This is a genomic window from Bacillus sp. UMB0893, from assembly GCF_002858905.1.
In the GTDB taxonomy this organism is placed as follows: domain Bacteria; phylum Bacillota; class Bacilli; order Bacillales; family Bacillaceae; genus Bacillus_P.
Genome location: NZ_PKLB01000001.1, coordinates 893,751 through 909,429, shown reverse-complemented (window position 1 = coordinate 909,429; position 15,679 = coordinate 893,751). Strand labels below are relative to the sequence as shown.

Here is a 15,679-nt window from a genome sequence, read left to right as displayed (position 1 = left end):
AATGCAAGGTCCAATTGCATTCTGCTTTTAACAAGTCTTCTACACTATTAATCTAGCTTGCCGCCATTTATGATTCCAGTGCTTTGCAAATATAACCGAAGCATTGAATAGTCATCTGCATGCCAAAATGATTCAGACTGAACCAATCTCGCTGCATCATTTCTGGCTGTTTCAAGAGCACGGTAATCATGTACCATATCTGCAACCTTGAACTCAGGCATTCCGCTTTGCTTTCTTCCAAAAAAGTCACCAGGACCCCTAAGTTCCAAATCTTTTTCTGAGAGCTCGAACCCATCCGTTGTTTCTGTCATAACCCTCATTCTTTCTTTCCCTGTTTCTGATTTCGGATCAGCAAGCAGGATGCAATAGGATTGATCAATGCCTCTGCCAACCCGGCCGCGCAATTGGTGCAGCTGTGATAAACCGAAACGCTCTGCATCATAAATCATCATAACTGTTGCATTAGGAACATTCACGCCAACCTCAACAACTGTTGTCGATACTAGAATTTGAATTTTATTTTCACTGAATTCTCTCATCACTTCATCTTTTTCTGCACTGTTCAGTCTGCCATGCATCAGCCCCACATTCCATTTGTCTTTGTAAAAGTGAACGAGTGTGCTATGTACATCGATCGCATTCTGAACATCGAGCTTGTCTGATTCCTCAATGAGAGGGCAGATCACATAGGCTTGTCTTCCCGCTTGCAGTTCTTTATGAATAAACCTGAGAATGCGGTCAAGCATATCATGTTTCACCCAATATGTTTCAATTTGTTTGCGCCCTGCAGGCAGTTCATCTATAACAGAAACATCCATTTCACCGAATGCAGTGATTGCGAGCGTTCTCGGGATTGGAGTAGCCGTCATGAACAGTACATCTGGATTTTCTCCTTTTTCACGAAGAACTTTTCTTTGTTCAACACCAAAACGATGCTGCTCATCAGTAATGACTAAACCAAGCTTTGAAAAGTGAACATCCTGCTGTATAAGTGCATGGGTGCCGATCACGAATTGGATTTCCCCCTGCGCGACGCGTTCAAGCAGTTCTCTTCTTTTTTTGCCTTTAACTGAGCTCGTCAGCAGAGCAACCGAAACCGGAAAATTGCTGAACGTTTTCGCTAGTGACTCAGTATGCTGCTCAGCTAAAATTTCAGTCGGCACCATTAAAGCGCCTTGATAGCCTGATAGGAAAGCCGCATACAAAGCAATTGCCGCCACAACCGTTTTCCCAGATCCTACATCACCTTGGAGCAGCCGGTTCATTCGGTAATTTGATTTCATATCATTCAAAATCTCACCAATCACCCTCTGCTGAGCGTTCGTAAGCGGAAAAGGAAGGGAATCAATAAAGGCCTGCAATTGAATGTTATTAACTTTATGAACGATTCCTTCTGATTGCTCACGCTGGAATTTACGCAAAGCTTGCATTTTCAGCTGAAACAATAGAAATTCCTCATAAACAAAATATCTTCTTGCATGCTTTAAATCCTCATGTTTCAGCGGATGATGCATCGTTAAAATTGCATCTTTTTTTGCAGGGAGACGATAGGCTTTCATCAAAGGCTCCGGAATCATATCCATAATTTCAGATCCAAATTGACTTAGAGCATGATTAATGAATTTCCTCATTGTTTTTACCGTTATTTTTTCTTTGACGGAATACACCGGTTCTATTTCATGCTGCTTTGTTTGCGGGCCAAATGTAATTTCACTTACTGAAATGGTTTGCCGATGCTTGTCCCATTTCCCTGAGATCGTAACAATCGACTGAAGTTCAAGTTTCTTTTTGTAATAGGGGCGATTAAAAAATACGGCACTTATTAAATATCTGCCGACCAGAACACGTACCGTCAGCCTTGACTTCTTTTTACCGAAAAAGGCAAGAGAAGGTTCACTATGAACCTTCCCCTCGACTGTCACACGTTCATCATGCTGTACTTCCGCTAAGTCTTTCAGGCGATAATCTTCATAACGATATGGCAAATATTCAATTAAATCTTTTACAGAAAAAATGCCCATTTCATTTAAAATCTCTTCTGATTCAGCGCCGATCCCTTTAACGGCAGTCACACTTTGCATGAGGCTATCATTCACTGTCATCAAGCTTTATCCCAAATATTTTTGCTTCCAGCTCACGGCCTGTCGGTGTTGCCGCTAAGCCTCCCTGCGCTGTTTCTTTAAGGGCAGTCGGCATCGATTGACCGATTCTGAACATGGCGTCGATCACTTCATCACAAGGTATGCGGCTCGTAATTCCTGCTAATGCCATGTCAGCTGCTATCATTGCATTTGCTGCGCCCATTGCATTTCGTTTTACACATGGAACCTCTACTAATCCAGCTACAGGATCACATACAAGTCCAAGCATATTTTTAAGCGTAATCGCCATTGCCTCGGCAGCCTGGCTTGGTGTGCCTCCGGCCATTTCTGTAATAGCAGCAGCTGCCATTCCTGATGCAGACCCCACTTCAGCCTGACATCCTCCGGCAGCTCCAGAAATAGATGCATTATTGGCCACAACAAAACCAAATGCACCAGATGTAAACAGAAAATCAATCATTTCATCTCTGCTTGGGTTTAATTTAGCCTTTACCGCAAAAAGAGTACCAGGAACTACACCGGCAGAACCTGCAGTGGGCGTTGCGCAGATAGTGCCCATCGCAGCATTCACTTCATTCGTGGCGACCGCTTTGCTGACAGCATCCAAAATGATTTCTCCAGAGAGAAAGTTCCCTTTCTGGATATAAGCCTGCATGAGAACAGCATCTCCGCCAGTCAGTCCTGAATGAGATCGCACGCCTGACAGCCCTTTTTCAACCGCTTGTTCCATCACAGTTAAATTTTGATCCATCATCGAAATGATCTGCTCCCTTGTTCTTCCGGTCATTTCCATTTCCTGCTGAATCATTATTTCCGCTATTTTAACTCCCTTGCTCTCAGCAAGTTCGATTAGTTCCGCTACATTACGAAACATGATAGTTCCCCCAATCACATTACTATCTCTATGAATTAATCTGCTATTTTCGTTACTTGCAGTATGTTCGGCAGCGTTTTTAATTCATTCAAAACAGTTTCATCTATATTTTGATCCACTTCGATTGTCATTAGTGCAAGCTTTCCTTTTTCCTTGCGGGCAACATTCATATGTCCGATATTGATAGCATGTTTCGCAAGAACATTGGCAACGGCAGCAATTGCGCCAAAACGGTCATTGTGCACAACCAAAATTGCAGGGTGGTTTCCTGATAATTTCAGTTCAAACCCATTAAGCTCTGTTATCTCAATTTTCCCTCCGCCAATCGAGATCCCGACAAGCTCAAGCTGACCTTGATCATCTCCAATAATGACACGCACTGTGTTAGGATGATCGGTTAACGCATCTTCTTCTGTGAAGGTCACTTTTATCCCTTTTTCATCGGCAATCAAAAGGGACGTTTTAATTCTTTCATCATAGGTATCGAAATCCAGCAAACCGCCAATAATCGCAACATCAGTGCCATGCCCTTTATATGTTTTTGCAAACGAACCATAGAATGAAATGGCTGCCCACTTCGGCTCTCTTCCGAATAAGCTTCTCGCTACTCTCCCTATTCGGGCAGCACCTGCCGTATGTGAACTCGAAGGACCAATCATAATCGGTCCGATAATATCAAATACACTTCTATATTTCATAAAATCCCCCTAAATTTTGAAAAGTGCAAGCACATTGATTAGCGCATACAGGCAGATAAGGATCCGACAGTAAAGTCCGGGTTTGACTTTAATGGCAGATCCGTTTTGACCGAGGAGCTAGTTGCTTGCGCTAGACATGAATAAGCAATATTATTTTTAACTCTCCCCTGCAAATCTCAGTTTAACAGAAAAGTAAGATTTGCGAAAACGCAATCATATATAAATACTTCTCAGATAACCCATTTTTTGTATTTTGGACAATTGTCTTTTCCACAGCAAGTTTTATGGTGAAGAATACCGTTAAAAGGAAAGAACACTTTCTGCAAAAAAACTATATTTTTACTCTATTAATTATTCCAGGAAACATAAGAAATAGAAGGGGGTCACCCTTCTATTCCTATGAATTATTCAATTGAGAAAATGTAGGAGTATAATGGCTGTTCACCTTTATGAACTTCCACTTCAACATCTTCGTACGTTTCTTCAATGAATTGCACCAAATCTTTCATTTCTTCGTCAGCAGCATCTTCACCTTGAAGAACGGTCAAAATTTCATCATCTTTTGAAATCATTGTTTCAAGAAGTTTTTTTGCAGCAGCTAACTGCTGAGTGTCCTTTGTAACTATTTTGCCATTTGAGATACCCATGAAGTCGCCTTTTGCGATATCAAGACCATCAATATTCGTATCGCGAACCGCATACGTAATTTGACCTGTCTTTACAGTGCTTAGTGCATCCTTCATGATTTCTTCGTTCTCTTCTGGAGCAGCAGTCGGATTAAAAGCAAGCAAAGCTGCCATCCCTTGAGGCACCGTTTTAGAAGGAATAACAAGGACCTTTTCATCGACTACTGAGGCTGCCTGCTGTGCTGCCATGACAATATTCGAATTGTTAGGCAAGATAATAACATTTTCGGCATTTACATCTTTTATTGCCTGGACGATGTCTTCTGTGCTAGGATTCATCGTTTGTCCGCCTTCAATAACGGAATGTGAACCTATGCTTCTGAAAAGATTAGCGATTCCTTTTCCCATTGTTACAGTAACGACGCCATATTTTTGCTTCTCTTTCTTTTTTGGTGCAGCGTTTTTCACAGGAGCCTGAGGAGCATCGACAAGCAAGCTTGTATGCTGCTGGCGCATGTTTTCGATTTTCATGTTGATCAGACTGCCATAGCGCTGCCCATATGTAAGTACTTTACCAGGATACTCAGCATGAATATGTACTTTTACAATCTCATCATCAGCTATTACCAATAAGGAATCGCCATGCTCACTGAGATCTTGTCTGAATTGGTCTTCCGAAAATGCATCTTTGTCATCTTCAAAACGAACCATAAATTCGGTACAGTATCCAAACTCAATATCTTCTGTGTTGATGTGAGATGCTACGTTCTTATGATGCTCTGCACTAACAAGATCTGTCATTGAAGCAGAGACTGGGATAGAAGATACCTTTTCGCCTTTAAGTTCTGCTAAGAAGCCCTCGTATACAAATACAAGACCCTGTCCGCCGCTATCGACAACACCAACTTCTTTCAAAACTGGCAATAAATCCGGTGTTCTTTCTAATGATGCTTTTGCTTCTGTTAAAACAGCTTCCATTAATTTATCTAATGAAATGGAAGAGTCTGCTTCAATTGCAGCAACTGCTTTCTTTGCAGAGTCCTTCGCAACTGTCAATATTGTTCCTTCAACAGGCTTCATTACTGCTTTATAGGCGGTGTCGACTCCAGCCTGTAATGCGTTGGCGAAATCAACGCTTTTTATTGTGCTTTTCATTTCAATAGCTTTCGAAAAACCTCTGAATAATTGAGAAAGAATAACACCGGAATTTCCGCGTGCACCCATTAATAGACCTTTTGAAAGAGCTGCACCGACCTTTCCGATATGGTCAGAAACATTGTTTCCTACCTCTTTCGCACCAGATGTCATCGAAAGATTCATGTTCGTTCCAGTATCTCCATCCGGAACTGGAAAAACGTTTAAGGCATCAACGTATTTTGCATTGTTTGACAGATGACCTGCACCCTGCATAATCATTTCAGCGAAACGTTTCCCATCTAAGATTGTAATTGACACGGACTTTTTCCTCCTTACTACGGGTTCGTTACACGAACACTCTGAACAAAAATATTGACTGAATCAACAGCTAGTCCAACTGTTTTATCCAGTGTGTACTTCACTTTCGTTTGAACATTATGAGCCACTTCAGAGATTTTAGTTCCGTAGCTGACGATAATGTACATATCAATATTGATATGATCTTCTTCTTGACGGACAATAACTCCCCTGCTGAAATTTTCTTTTCTTAAAATCTCAGTGATGCCGTCTTTAATTTGATTTTTTGATGCCATACCGACAATACCATAGCAATCAATAGCTGCACCGCCTGCAACGGTTGCAATAACTTCATTGGATATGTCAATTTGTCCGTACTTTGTTTTCATTTCGATGGACATGATTGTTCCCCCTTTGGAATTGTTCGCATAGGCTAAAGCTATTTTACTATATACAAACGATTTTTAAAAGTCATTCCCTGCCCAGTCATGGGATATCTTACACTATAGTATTATTCAGCCTGAAATATTCATGTATGTCAAGGAAAAATTCTTGAAAGCAAAAGCAAGAACTATTGCATTCCGAAAGCAGTTGTGATAAATTATTAAAGTATCTCATGACAAACAGGACTAATATGTTTGAATTGGAAAGGTTTTTTGCAGTTAGGAGGGAATACGATGGCACGTAAATGCGTAATCACTGGTAAAAAAACACGTTCTGGAAACGCACGTTCTCACGCAATGAACGCTTCAAAACGTACTTGGGGTGCTAACCTTCAAAAAGTACGTATCTTAGTTGATGGCAAACCAAAACGCGTATATGTATCTGCTCGCGCTTTAAAATCTGGTAAAGTTGAGCGTGTTTAATCAAAAGCATTCGCTTTTGACCCGTTCATTTCTATAGATTTATGAAGAACTTCGGACGGGATTTAAAAACATACGAAAAAGCACCGCTTATGCGGTGCTTTTTTCATTTTTTTGGATACTGCAAAACTGCTGAAGTACGGATAAGGAAACAAGATTTCTTGAGTCAAGTTCAAGATTCATTATTGAAGCTTAGTCTTTTTTAAACGAGCCCAGCATTGCCCGGATAATGCCGCCTAAAAACTTCGGTAATTTGATCGTATAAAATTTCATACTTTCCCTCCTCAGCCATTCGTTCAAAATGATGATGAAAAGAATTATCTTTCTCCTCGTCTCCATCATATGCGAGACACAAGCTGCCTCGATTATTTTTTTAGCCTCTTTTCTAAAACATTGTTGCCTTTCAATCATTTTTAGAGCGTCTGATCGTTATTTAAGGGTTGAAATGAATTTTATTAGAAAAGAGCACGACACCCTGCTAACAGACCAGAATGAGCCCTAAAACGACAAACAACAATCTTTGTGAAAACAGCCTTTTTTTAAGATCGCGTTAGGGCATCATGCCAGAAGCTATTCATCAGTACTTCTTACCATCAATAATATGCCATTCTCAAACGAAAAAGTACCGGATGAATGAATAAGTTCATTACTAATACATAGTGTTGATCCAAGCTTTATATGACAATTTAAGAGCGGATATTTAAAACCATCCAGCGTTATTCCAATTACCTCTTCGCTAACAGGCAGAAAAGAGACGTACGGAAACCTGTTATCCATTTGGACTTTATGCACTCCAGGCAGAAAAACCGAAATTTCATTTGTCTGATCAATAATCTTGATTCTTGCATTTGAGTATTTAGCAAGAAGCTGTGTATTTGCCAGAAAATGATCAAGTCTCCCTCCAGTTGATCCAAATAAAAGGATTTCATCCGGATTCTGAAGAATCGCCCACTCAATCGCTATTTCGGTATCTGTCTTATCTTTTTCAGCAGGGAAAAGATCCAAATGCACTGAGGATTTATTCAATTTCTCCCGTTCGTCAATCGTTATTGAATCAAAATCCCCAAAAGCCCGAACTGGAGCAATACCTGCTTCCTGCATATAAATTACTCCACGGTCGACTCCAATCCAGCACACATCTTCACGGTGATGGGTATTCAACGCAGGAATATATCTTTTTGGTCCTCCTGCTACAATATGTATTGATTTCATTTTAGTCACCCTTGCTGAATAAGAATATCGAATTAGTTTACATAATAATATTATAGTTCTTAAAGTTGTTAATCTTTTTTTACGGCAAAATGCAGCAGATTTAGACTGCAGCAGCTCCCTTTTATGCCATCCCTCTTACCTGTGAGGTTTTTTCATATAGACAAAAAGAACCGCAAAAGCGGTTCTTAAGCATTTCTGATTCTTTGAATCGCTTTCGTGCGGTCAGTTTGATTGTATATGGCTGATCCTGCAACAAGGACATTTGCTCCAGCTTCTATACAGAGCTTCGCTGTTTCCTCGTTGACTCCTCCATCAACTTCAATCTCGACTTGCAGGCCGCGTTCTTTTACCATATCTGAAACTTCTTTAATTTTAGGAAGAACAGAATGGATAAAGGATTGCCCGCCGAATCCTGGATTGACAGTCATAAGCAGAACTAGATCGACCTCATCCAAAACTTCTTTTATCATGTTTGCTGGTGTATGCGGATTTAGGACAACACCAGCCTTTACACCTTCTGACTTAATCTGCTGAATCGTCCGATGTAAGTGGGGACACGCTTCGACATGAACAGATATGATGTCAGCGCCCATTTTGGCAAAGGTTCCAATGAAAGCGTCCGGATTCTCAATCATTAAATGTACATCTAGAGGAAGGTTCGTGACTGGTCTTATTGCTTCGACAATAAGAGGACCAATTGTGATATTAGGCACAAAATGTCCATCCATGACATCAACATGAATGTAATCAGCTCCTCCTCTTTCAACATCTTCAATGTCTGCCCCAAGCCGTGCAAAGTCTGCTGAAAGAATCGATGGTGCAATTTTAATCATGTTTAGTACCTCGGCTTTCTATCCTTTATTTCTTCGATGAAACTCAAATAATGTTCATAACGGTATTTAGGAATTTCTCCTTGTTCAACTGCGGTTTTAATCGCACATTTCGGCTCTGAAACATGTGTGCAGGCTCTGAATTTGCATTGATCGCTTCTTTCCTTCATTTCGGGAAAACAATAGGATAATTCTTCAGCCTCAATTGACATGAACTCAAGTGAACTGAAGCCTGGTGTGTCTGCTACAAGTCCTGATCCGACAGGAATGAGCTCAACATGTCTTGTCGTATGCTTGCCTCGGCCCAAATGAGATGAAATGCCGCTTGTTTTCAGCTCCAGCTCAGGTCGAAGCACATTTAATAGGGATGATTTCCCTACACCTGACTGACCTGCAAATACTGAAATCCGGTCATTTAATAAGGGTAGAAGCTCAGTTATCCCAACCGAATCCAGAGTTGATGTTAAGCGCACTTCATAACCTATTTTGCGGTAATCTTCTGCAAACTGAACAATTTCATTTTTTTGTTTTTCATCTTCAATTAGATCTGTTTTGCTGATGCAAATGATTGGTTCAATATCTTTTGACTCGATTAATACTAGAAATCGATCAAGCAGGACGGTGCTGAAATCAGGTTCAAGGGCTGAAAACACAAGAATTGCCTGATCAACATTTGCAATAGGAGGGCGAACGAGCTCATTTTTGCGCTCAAACACCTCCAAAATTGTACCTTCTCGTTCATTTTCATACTCATAAACTACTTCGTCGCCTACAAGTGGAGTTACTTTATTTTTTCGGAAAACTCCACGGCCGCGGCATTGAATCGTCCGGTCTCCGTCAAGACAATAATAAAAACCGCTTAACGCTTTAATAATTTTGCCTTTAGGCATAGATTTCCTCCTTGATGCCTGATTACTCAGGATACGGAATCGTATTTGATTCTACTACGAGATTGTCAATACTGACTTGATAGTAAGCTTTATTACCGGGTGCGATTGAAAATTCGACTTCCCTGGTTGTCGATTCGAATGTTGTAAACGTATCATACACATCTGAAATTGAACGTGTTTCATCATCAATTAATATACGTACCTCTACAGGTTGTCCTGCCTTTTCCGGAGGATACGGCACTTCAATTATTTTCTTTACTTTTTGGATCGGTTTTTGTTCAGGACCAAGTGATATCGTTACTTCCACCGTCCCCCCCGGAAGAACTTTTGAAGATGGTGAAGGGGATTGAGTGATTACTTCTCCTTGACTGACAGTTTCAGAATGTTCTTCTTTTCTGACAACATTCAAACCAGTTTCTTCTATATATGCGTTCAGCGCTTCCTCGGAATAGCCTGACAAGTCCTGAAGTTCAAACGCTTCTGGACCTTTGCTTACCGTTAGGACAAGCTCATCTTCACTAGGTATGATTTCTTCTCCAGGATCTGGATCCTGCTCTAAAATCGTACCTGCTGCAGCTTCGTTAAATTCTTCTTCAACGATAATTTTAGTTAACCCTTTTCGTTCAAGAAGATCACGGACTCTGCTTATATCGCGGTCGACATAATCATCTAGCTCCAGTTTTTCTTTTCCAGAACTTTCATAGATGATGATTGAATCACCTTCATTTACGACAGTTCCTGCCTCAGGCTTAGTTTTTACAACATGACCTTCCTGAATCTCTTCGTCTTCAATTAAAACAGGGTCGCCAACATCGAATCCTTCTTCTACCAGCTGTTCTAGAGCATCTTCATATTTCATTCCTTTTAAGTCCGGAATTTCGATTTCATCCGGCATTAATAATTTTGGTATAAGGGTTACAGATCCGATTCCTGCAATGAGTAGAAGAAAGAAAGTTGTCAGCAGAATAACACCAATCTTGCTTTTTTTCTTTTTTTCTTTTTTGACCTTCTTAGGCGCTTCCTTTGCTGGCTGTTTCTGCTTCTCAATTTCTGTTTGATTATTATCAGGTGCACGAACAAGCGTTTCGTCTGCTTTTCCGAACATGTCCTCGTTCGTTATGATCGGAATCGCTTTTGTTGCTTCATTATCTTCTGGAATGATGAATTTTTTTTCACTCAGTCTATCTGGTCTTAATGCTGTTGTAATATCTTCTTCCATGTCTTCAGCAGAATCATACCTATGAAAGGTATCCTTAGCCATTGCCTTCAATATGATATTTTCAACACTTTGCGGCACAGTAGAATTCCATCGCTTAGCAGATGGGGTTTCAGACTGCAAATGTTTAAGTGCAATGGAGATTGCAGATTCCCCGTCAAATGGCAGTCTGCCTGTCAGCAGCTCAAATAAGACGATGCCAAGGGAGTAAATATCTGATTTTTTATTGGCCATTCCCCCGCGAGCCTGTTCGGGTGATAAATAATGAACCGAGCCTAAAACAGAATTTGTCTGGGTGATCGTCGTAGAACTTAATGCCATCGCAATCCCAAAATCGGTTACTTTTACATTGCCGTGAGGATCAATTAAAATGTTATGAGGTTTAATATCCCGATGGACGATATGATTTTCATGGGCATGTGCAATCGCTGAAACGATTTGTTCCATAATATTCAAAGCTTCTCTTGGGTGGAGCGGCGCATATTGCTGTATGTATTGTTTTAACGTTTTGCCTTCGACATATTCCATGACGATATAATAAATCTCATCTTCCTCCCCAACATCATAAATACTGACGATGTTCGGATGGGCAAGACTTGTTGCCGATTGTGCTTCCCGCCTAAAGCGTTTAATAAATTCTTCGTCATTTGAGAAATCGAATCTGAGCACTTTGATCGCAACATCACGATCGAGGATCATATCCCGCGCCAAATATACGTTTGCCATTCCGCCGCCGCCAATGACCTTAAGAATTTTATATCTGCCGCTTAAGCGCTTGCCAATTAACACGTCTGATCACCCTCTTTGATTTCAGACGGCTGTTTGACGATGACTAATGAAATATTATCCTCTCCTCCATTATCATTCGCTTGATTAACTAAAGACAATGCGATGTCATGTAATGACTTCTGAGATTTTAAGGTTTTCATCATATCATTCTCTAAAACTTTATTGGAAAGACCATCTGAGCATAAAAGAAGAATGTCTGATTCTTCAAGGCAAATGGATCTAGTGTCTAATTCCACATGCTCTTCTGTTCCTAAAGCACGGACCAGTACATTTTTTCGCGGATGATGCTCAGCATCTTCCTTTGAAATCTGTCCGGATCGGACGAGCTCATTTACCAGTGAATGGTCTTCAGTTATTTGCTTAAATCCGCTGCTGTTGCATAAGTATCCCCTGCTGTCTCCAATATGGCCGATTGTAGCAAAACCATCCGTACAGATCGCTGCTACAATCGTTGTTCCCATACCTTGGCAATCAGGGTGTGTCAAGGCATGCTCCAATAGAATGGAGTTTACCTTTTCAATATGAGTTTTAAGCCATTGCATGGCAAGATCGGGAGAAGAAATGAGGGATGCAGTCTCCCACATTCCTTTAAGTGCCTCAATTGTCATTTGGCTTGCAACATCGCCAGCTAAATGACCTCCCATACCATCTGCTACTATAGCCAAAATATCTCCGTCTTCATTCTTAAAGACGCCTACACTGTCTTCATTGTGCTGCCTAACTTTACCCCTGTCTGTCACAATAACCGTTTCCATGAAGTCACCTCGTCTCTTCTTTGCGCTCCTTCGCTCTTAGCTGACCACATGCTGCATCGATGTCATGTCCCTGTTCACGTCTTGTCGTAACGTTGATGCCGCGATTTTTCAATGTCTTTTCAAACAGATCAATTTGTTCTCTTGGAGTCCTGACATAGTCTCTTTCGGGCACGTAGTTGACAGGAATCAGGTTTACATGACATTTCAGATGCTTAATAAGCTTTGCGAGCTCTTCAGCGTGCTCTACCTGATCATTGACTCCTCCGAATAAACCATATTCAAAGCTTACTCTTCGGCCTGTTTTATTCACATAATACTCAATGGCTTCCATCAGTTCTGGAAGCTTGTACGCTTTATTAATTGGCATTAAACGGCTTCTTAGCTCTGTATTAGGAGCATGAAGAGAAACCGCAAAGTTTATTTGCAATTGTTCATCTGCAAATTTATATATTTTTGGAATGATTCCGCTGGTCGAAACTGTGATATGACGGGCGCCGATATTTAACCCATCGTTATGGTTGATGATTTTTAAGAATCCCATCATTTCATCATAGTTATCAAATGGTTCGCCAATACCCATAATGACTACATGACTGACACGTTCTCCCAGCTCATCAAGTGCCTTCTGTACTTTTACGACTTGAGCAACAATTTCTCCTGCTTCTAAATTCCGTTTTAATCCGCCAAGTGTTGATGCGCAGAATGTACAGCCGATTCTGCAGCCAACTTGTGTTGTTACACAAACGGAGTTTCCATATTCATGGCGCATAAGTACTGTTTCAATGGAGTAGCCATCATGGAGCTCAAATAAAAACTTCATCGTTCCATCGGTAGATGTTTGCTGAATAATTGTTTTTAAAGTTGTCAGCACGAAGTTTTCCTCTAGCAAGTTTCTCAATGATTTTGACACGTTTGACATTTCTTCAAACGAGTTTATCCGTTTCGTATATAACCAGTCAAAAATTTGCGCAGCTCTGAAAGGCTTCTCACCCTTCTCTGCTAACCAGTCTTGTAATTCTCCCAGCTCGAGAGAATAAATGGAAGGGTTACTTTTTTCTTGGATGACTGCTTTTTTAGTTCGTTTGACTTCTTCCATTTTTACACCTTCTTTCTTAAGCTTGCTATATAAAATCCGTCTGTTCCAAAGTAATGGGGCAGTATTTGCAGCTGTCCATTTTCTGCATATGGTTTTGCTTTTTCAGGCAAACGGTCCGTAATTGCTTGGTCCATCTCAAATTCAGGATGGTTTTCTAAAAATTGTTTTACAACATGGCCATTTTCTTCAAGGTCAATTGTACACGTACTATAGATTAGTGTACCACCTTTTTTCAATAAAGGCGCGACAGAAGAAAGAATTCCCAGCTGAATCTCTGAAAGACGGGTTACGTCTTGTTCAGATTTTGAATATTTAATATCCGGTTTTCTGCGAATAACGCCAAAACCTGAGCAAGGGGCATCCACTAATATTTTATCGAATTGTTCCTTATTAAAACGCAGATGGGCTTTTCGGCTGTCTAAAGCCTCGGTGTGAATATTTGATAAACCGAGACGTTCTGCCTGCTCACGGATTAATTTCACTTTATGATCATGCAAATCAAGCGAATGCACAGATCCAGTATTTTCAAGAATCTCTGCAATATGAGTAGATTTGCCTCCCGGTGCTGCACATGCATCTAATACATAATCACCCTTTTTCAATCCGAGAGTTCTTGCAACAAGCATAGAGCTTTCATCTTGAATCGTTAAAAGGCCTTCTTTAAATGCCTCAGTCTGAACAAGGTTTCCTTTCACACTTTTAATGGCGTCAGGTGTAAGGTCACCTTGTTCTGCCTTAATGCCTCTGCTTTCAAGGAATTGAATGAGTTCATCAGCTGAATGCTTCATCTGATTCACACGGGCAGTCTGGCTGGGCGCTGTTAAATTTTCAGCGCACATTTTTCTTGTTTCATCAATTCCAAGCTGATCAATCCATCGCTTAACAAGCCAAAGAGGATGGCTCATCTCAACAGCCAGCCGTTCTGCTTCATCATGAATGGAGTCAAAAGAAGGCACTCCTGAGCGCTGAAGTGAGCGTAATATACCGTTAACATAGGATGCAATTCCTTTGTGTCCGCGTGATTTAGCAATTTCCACCGCTTCAAATAAAACGGCTCTTTCAGGGACACGATCGAGATAAACCATTTGATAAACTGAAAGGCGCAGTAAGTTCAAAACCCATTGCTCAGTCTTTTTTGCTTTTTTCATGAATGGCGCTAAGTAAAAGTCGATCGTATCCTTGCGCTGCAGTGTTCCATAAACGATTTCAGTCAGCAGCGGAATATCTATCTCTTTCACCTGATTTTTTTTAATCATTGAATTTAATAGAAGATGACTGTACGCTTGATCTTTTTCAATTGTCAGCAAGGTTTCTAATGCAACCTCGCGTACATTATTCGTTTTCTTCATTTTGTTCTCCCAACTTATCGCCTGCTTGCATTTGAGTGCCTCTTAAGAAATCTTCGCCGCTCATTTTTTTCTTGCCCGAAGGCTGGAGCTCTGTTATTTTGATTGCCGTGCTGTCACCGGTGGCAACAACAAATCCATCAGAGTCAATCCCAATCACTGTTCCTGGGACCGACATATTCTTATTTGGCATTTTTTCTCCCCACCATACTTTAACAACTTGGTCATTTAGATGGGTATAGGCAACTGGCCATGGATGCAGTCCTCGAATATGGTCATAGATTTCTTGACCGGTTTTTGTCCAATCAATTTTCTCCTGTTCACGTTTAATGTTCGCTGCGAACGTCGCTTCTTCATTATTCTGCTTGCACGGCGTCAGCTTTCCTTGAAGCAGTTCAGGCAGCGTTTTTGATAAAAGATCTGCACCTGCAGCACTCAATTTATCGTGCAGAGTTCCAACATGATCACGCTCTTCTATTGCGACTTCAGACTGAGTCAGTATATCACCCGCATCAAGCTTTTCAACCATATACATAATGGTAATCCCCGTTTTCTTTTTGCCTTGCAGGATTGAATAATGAATAGGGGCACCGCCTCTAAGCTCTGGAAGCAGGGAAGCGTGAACATTAATACAGCCGAATTTTGGAGCTTCTAATAATTCATTCGGTAAAATTTGTCCGAAAGCAGCCGTTACGACCAAATCTGGTTTAAGCGCCAAGACTTGCTCAAGCTCTTTTTTATCTCTGATTTTTTCCGGCTGGAGAACAGGAATGTTATGTTTTTCTGCCTCTACTTTTACAGGCGGCGGTGTTAATGTTTTCTTCCTTCCCTTTGGGCGGTCAGGCTGGGTGACAACTCCCACAACTTCATATCCGTCTGTTATCAGTCTCTTCAAAACAGGCACTGAAAAATCCGGCGTTCCCATAAAAACTATTCTTGTCATGCCAA

Annotated in this window: 15 protein-coding genes; 1 reads left to right on the top strand and 14 read right to left on the bottom strand. The window is 40.9% G+C overall.

From position 1 onward, the window contains the following. Positions 1-47: 47 nt before the first annotated feature. The 5 genes from recG to CYJ36_RS04595 all read right to left on the bottom strand — a co-directional run bounded on the left by recG (position 48) and on the right by CYJ36_RS04595 (position 6,135). Positions 48-2,096 (bottom strand): ATP-dependent DNA helicase RecG, encoded by a 2,049-nt coding sequence (gene recG, locus CYJ36_RS04615; RefSeq protein WP_101565688.1) that lies wholly within the window; start codon positions 2,094-2,096, stop codon positions 48-50. Further along, positions 2,089-2,976: an L-serine ammonia-lyase, iron-sulfur-dependent, subunit alpha gene (gene sdaAA / locus CYJ36_RS04610; RefSeq protein WP_101565221.1), complete on the bottom strand. Its 888-nt coding sequence runs from the start codon at positions 2,974-2,976 to the stop codon at positions 2,089-2,091. Before sdaAA ends, recG begins: the two co-directional genes overlap by 8 nt. 35 nt (positions 2,977-3,011) lie before the next feature. Further along, a complete protein-coding gene (sdaAB, locus tag CYJ36_RS04605; protein ID WP_101565219.1) occupies positions 3,012-3,674 on the bottom strand; it encodes an L-serine ammonia-lyase, iron-sulfur-dependent subunit beta in 663 nt (220 codons plus the stop codon). Positions 3,675-4,078: 404 nt separating this feature from the next. Next, the gene (locus tag CYJ36_RS04600; protein WP_101565217.1) at positions 4,079-5,755 is read right to left on the bottom strand and encodes a DAK2 domain-containing protein; all 1,677 of its coding nucleotides are present in this window, start codon (positions 5,753-5,755) and stop codon (positions 4,079-4,081) included. 17 nt (positions 5,756-5,772) lie between these two features. Next, positions 5,773-6,135, bottom strand: coding sequence for an Asp23/Gls24 family envelope stress response protein (locus CYJ36_RS04595; RefSeq protein ID WP_070879137.1), 363 nt, complete (start codon positions 6,133-6,135; stop codon positions 5,773-5,775). A 276-nt stretch (positions 6,136-6,411) separates the two neighbouring features. Here CYJ36_RS04595 and rpmB point away from each other — a divergent pair, with 276 nt between their 5' ends. Next, complete coding sequence (gene rpmB / locus CYJ36_RS04590) at positions 6,412-6,600, top strand: 50S ribosomal protein L28 (RefSeq protein ID WP_101565215.1); 189 nt, start codon at positions 6,412-6,414, stop codon at positions 6,598-6,600. A gap of 189 nt (positions 6,601-6,789) precedes the next feature. Here the strand turns inward: rpmB and spoVM are convergent, their stop codons facing one another. From spoVM to fmt, 9 genes are all read right to left on the bottom strand, one after another. Next, complete coding sequence (gene spoVM / locus CYJ36_RS04585; RefSeq protein WP_101565213.1) at positions 6,790-6,870, bottom strand: stage V sporulation protein SpoVM; 81 nt, start codon at positions 6,868-6,870, stop codon at positions 6,790-6,792. 297 nt (positions 6,871-7,167) lie between these two features. Next, positions 7,168-7,809: a thiamine diphosphokinase gene (locus CYJ36_RS04580; protein ID WP_101565211.1), complete on the bottom strand. Its 642-nt coding sequence runs from the start codon at positions 7,807-7,809 to the stop codon at positions 7,168-7,170. Between the two features lie 185 nt (positions 7,810-7,994). Continuing rightward, the gene (rpe, locus tag CYJ36_RS04575; RefSeq protein ID WP_101565209.1) at positions 7,995-8,642 is read right to left on the bottom strand and encodes a ribulose-phosphate 3-epimerase; all 648 of its coding nucleotides are present in this window, start codon (positions 8,640-8,642) and stop codon (positions 7,995-7,997) included. 2 nt (positions 8,643-8,644) lie between these two features. Then, complete coding sequence (rsgA, locus tag CYJ36_RS04570) at positions 8,645-9,529, bottom strand: ribosome small subunit-dependent GTPase A (protein WP_101565207.1); 885 nt, start codon at positions 9,527-9,529, stop codon at positions 8,645-8,647. 22 nt (positions 9,530-9,551) lie between these two features. Continuing rightward, positions 9,552-11,534: a Stk1 family PASTA domain-containing Ser/Thr kinase gene (gene pknB, locus CYJ36_RS04565; RefSeq protein ID WP_101565205.1), complete on the bottom strand. Its 1,983-nt coding sequence runs from the start codon at positions 11,532-11,534 to the stop codon at positions 9,552-9,554. Then, on the bottom strand, positions 11,528-12,289 hold the full coding sequence (locus CYJ36_RS04560; protein WP_101565203.1) for a Stp1/IreP family PP2C-type Ser/Thr phosphatase: 762 nt from the start codon (positions 12,287-12,289) through the stop codon (positions 11,528-11,530). Before CYJ36_RS04560 ends, pknB begins: the two co-directional genes overlap by 7 nt. A gap of 4 nt (positions 12,290-12,293) precedes the next feature. Further along, positions 12,294-13,385, bottom strand: a complete 1,092-nt coding sequence (rlmN, locus tag CYJ36_RS04555; RefSeq protein ID WP_101565201.1) for a 23S rRNA (adenine(2503)-C(2))-methyltransferase RlmN — start codon at positions 13,383-13,385, stop codon at positions 12,294-12,296. Positions 13,386-13,387: 2 nt separating this feature from the next. After that, entirely contained in the window at positions 13,388-14,734 is a 1,347-nt protein-coding gene (gene rsmB / locus CYJ36_RS04550; protein WP_101565200.1) for a 16S rRNA (cytosine(967)-C(5))-methyltransferase RsmB, read from the bottom strand. Further along, complete coding sequence (gene fmt / locus CYJ36_RS04545; protein WP_101565686.1) at positions 14,718-15,674, bottom strand: methionyl-tRNA formyltransferase; 957 nt, start codon at positions 15,672-15,674, stop codon at positions 14,718-14,720. The genes rsmB and fmt overlap by 17 nt, the downstream gene beginning before the upstream one ends. Positions 15,675-15,679: the final 5 nt, after the last annotated feature.

Bases quoted from the DNA above. Each gene is read 5' to 3' on its own strand.
- sdaAB (WP_101565219.1), bottom strand. From the start codon at position 3,674: ATGAAATATAGAAGTGTATTTGATATTATCGGACCGATTATGATTGGT.
- CYJ36_RS04560 (WP_101565203.1), bottom strand. From the start codon at position 12,289: ATGGAAACGGTTATTGTGACAGACAGGGGTAAAGTTAGGCAGCACAAT.
- rpmB (WP_101565215.1), top strand. From the start codon at position 6,412: ATGGCACGTAAATGCGTAATCACTGGTAAAAAAACACGTTCTGGAAAC.
- rlmN (WP_101565201.1), bottom strand. From the start codon at position 13,385: ATGGAAGAAGTCAAACGAACTAAAAAAGCAGTCATCCAAGAAAAAAGT.
- fmt (WP_101565686.1), bottom strand. From the start codon at position 15,674: ATGACAAGAATAGTTTTTATGGGAACGCCGGATTTTTCAGTGCCTGTT.
- CYJ36_RS04595 (WP_070879137.1), bottom strand. From the start codon at position 6,135: ATGTCCATCGAAATGAAAACAAAGTACGGACAAATTGACATATCCAAT.
- rsgA (WP_101565207.1), bottom strand. From the start codon at position 9,529: ATGCCTAAAGGCAAAATTATTAAAGCGTTAAGCGGTTTTTATTATTGT.
- sdaAA (WP_101565221.1), bottom strand. From the start codon at position 2,976: ATGTTTCGTAATGTAGCGGAACTAATCGAACTTGCTGAGAGCAAGGGA.
- CYJ36_RS04580 (WP_101565211.1), bottom strand. From the start codon at position 7,809: ATGAAATCAATACATATTGTAGCAGGAGGACCAAAAAGATATATTCCT.
- rsmB (WP_101565200.1), bottom strand. From the start codon at position 14,734: ATGAAGAAAACGAATAATGTACGCGAGGTTGCATTAGAAACCTTGCTG.
- spoVM (WP_101565213.1), bottom strand. From the start codon at position 6,870: ATGAAATTTTATACGATCAAATTACCGAAGTTTTTAGGCGGCATTATC.
- rpe (WP_101565209.1), bottom strand. From the start codon at position 8,642: ATGATTAAAATTGCACCATCGATTCTTTCAGCAGACTTTGCACGGCTT.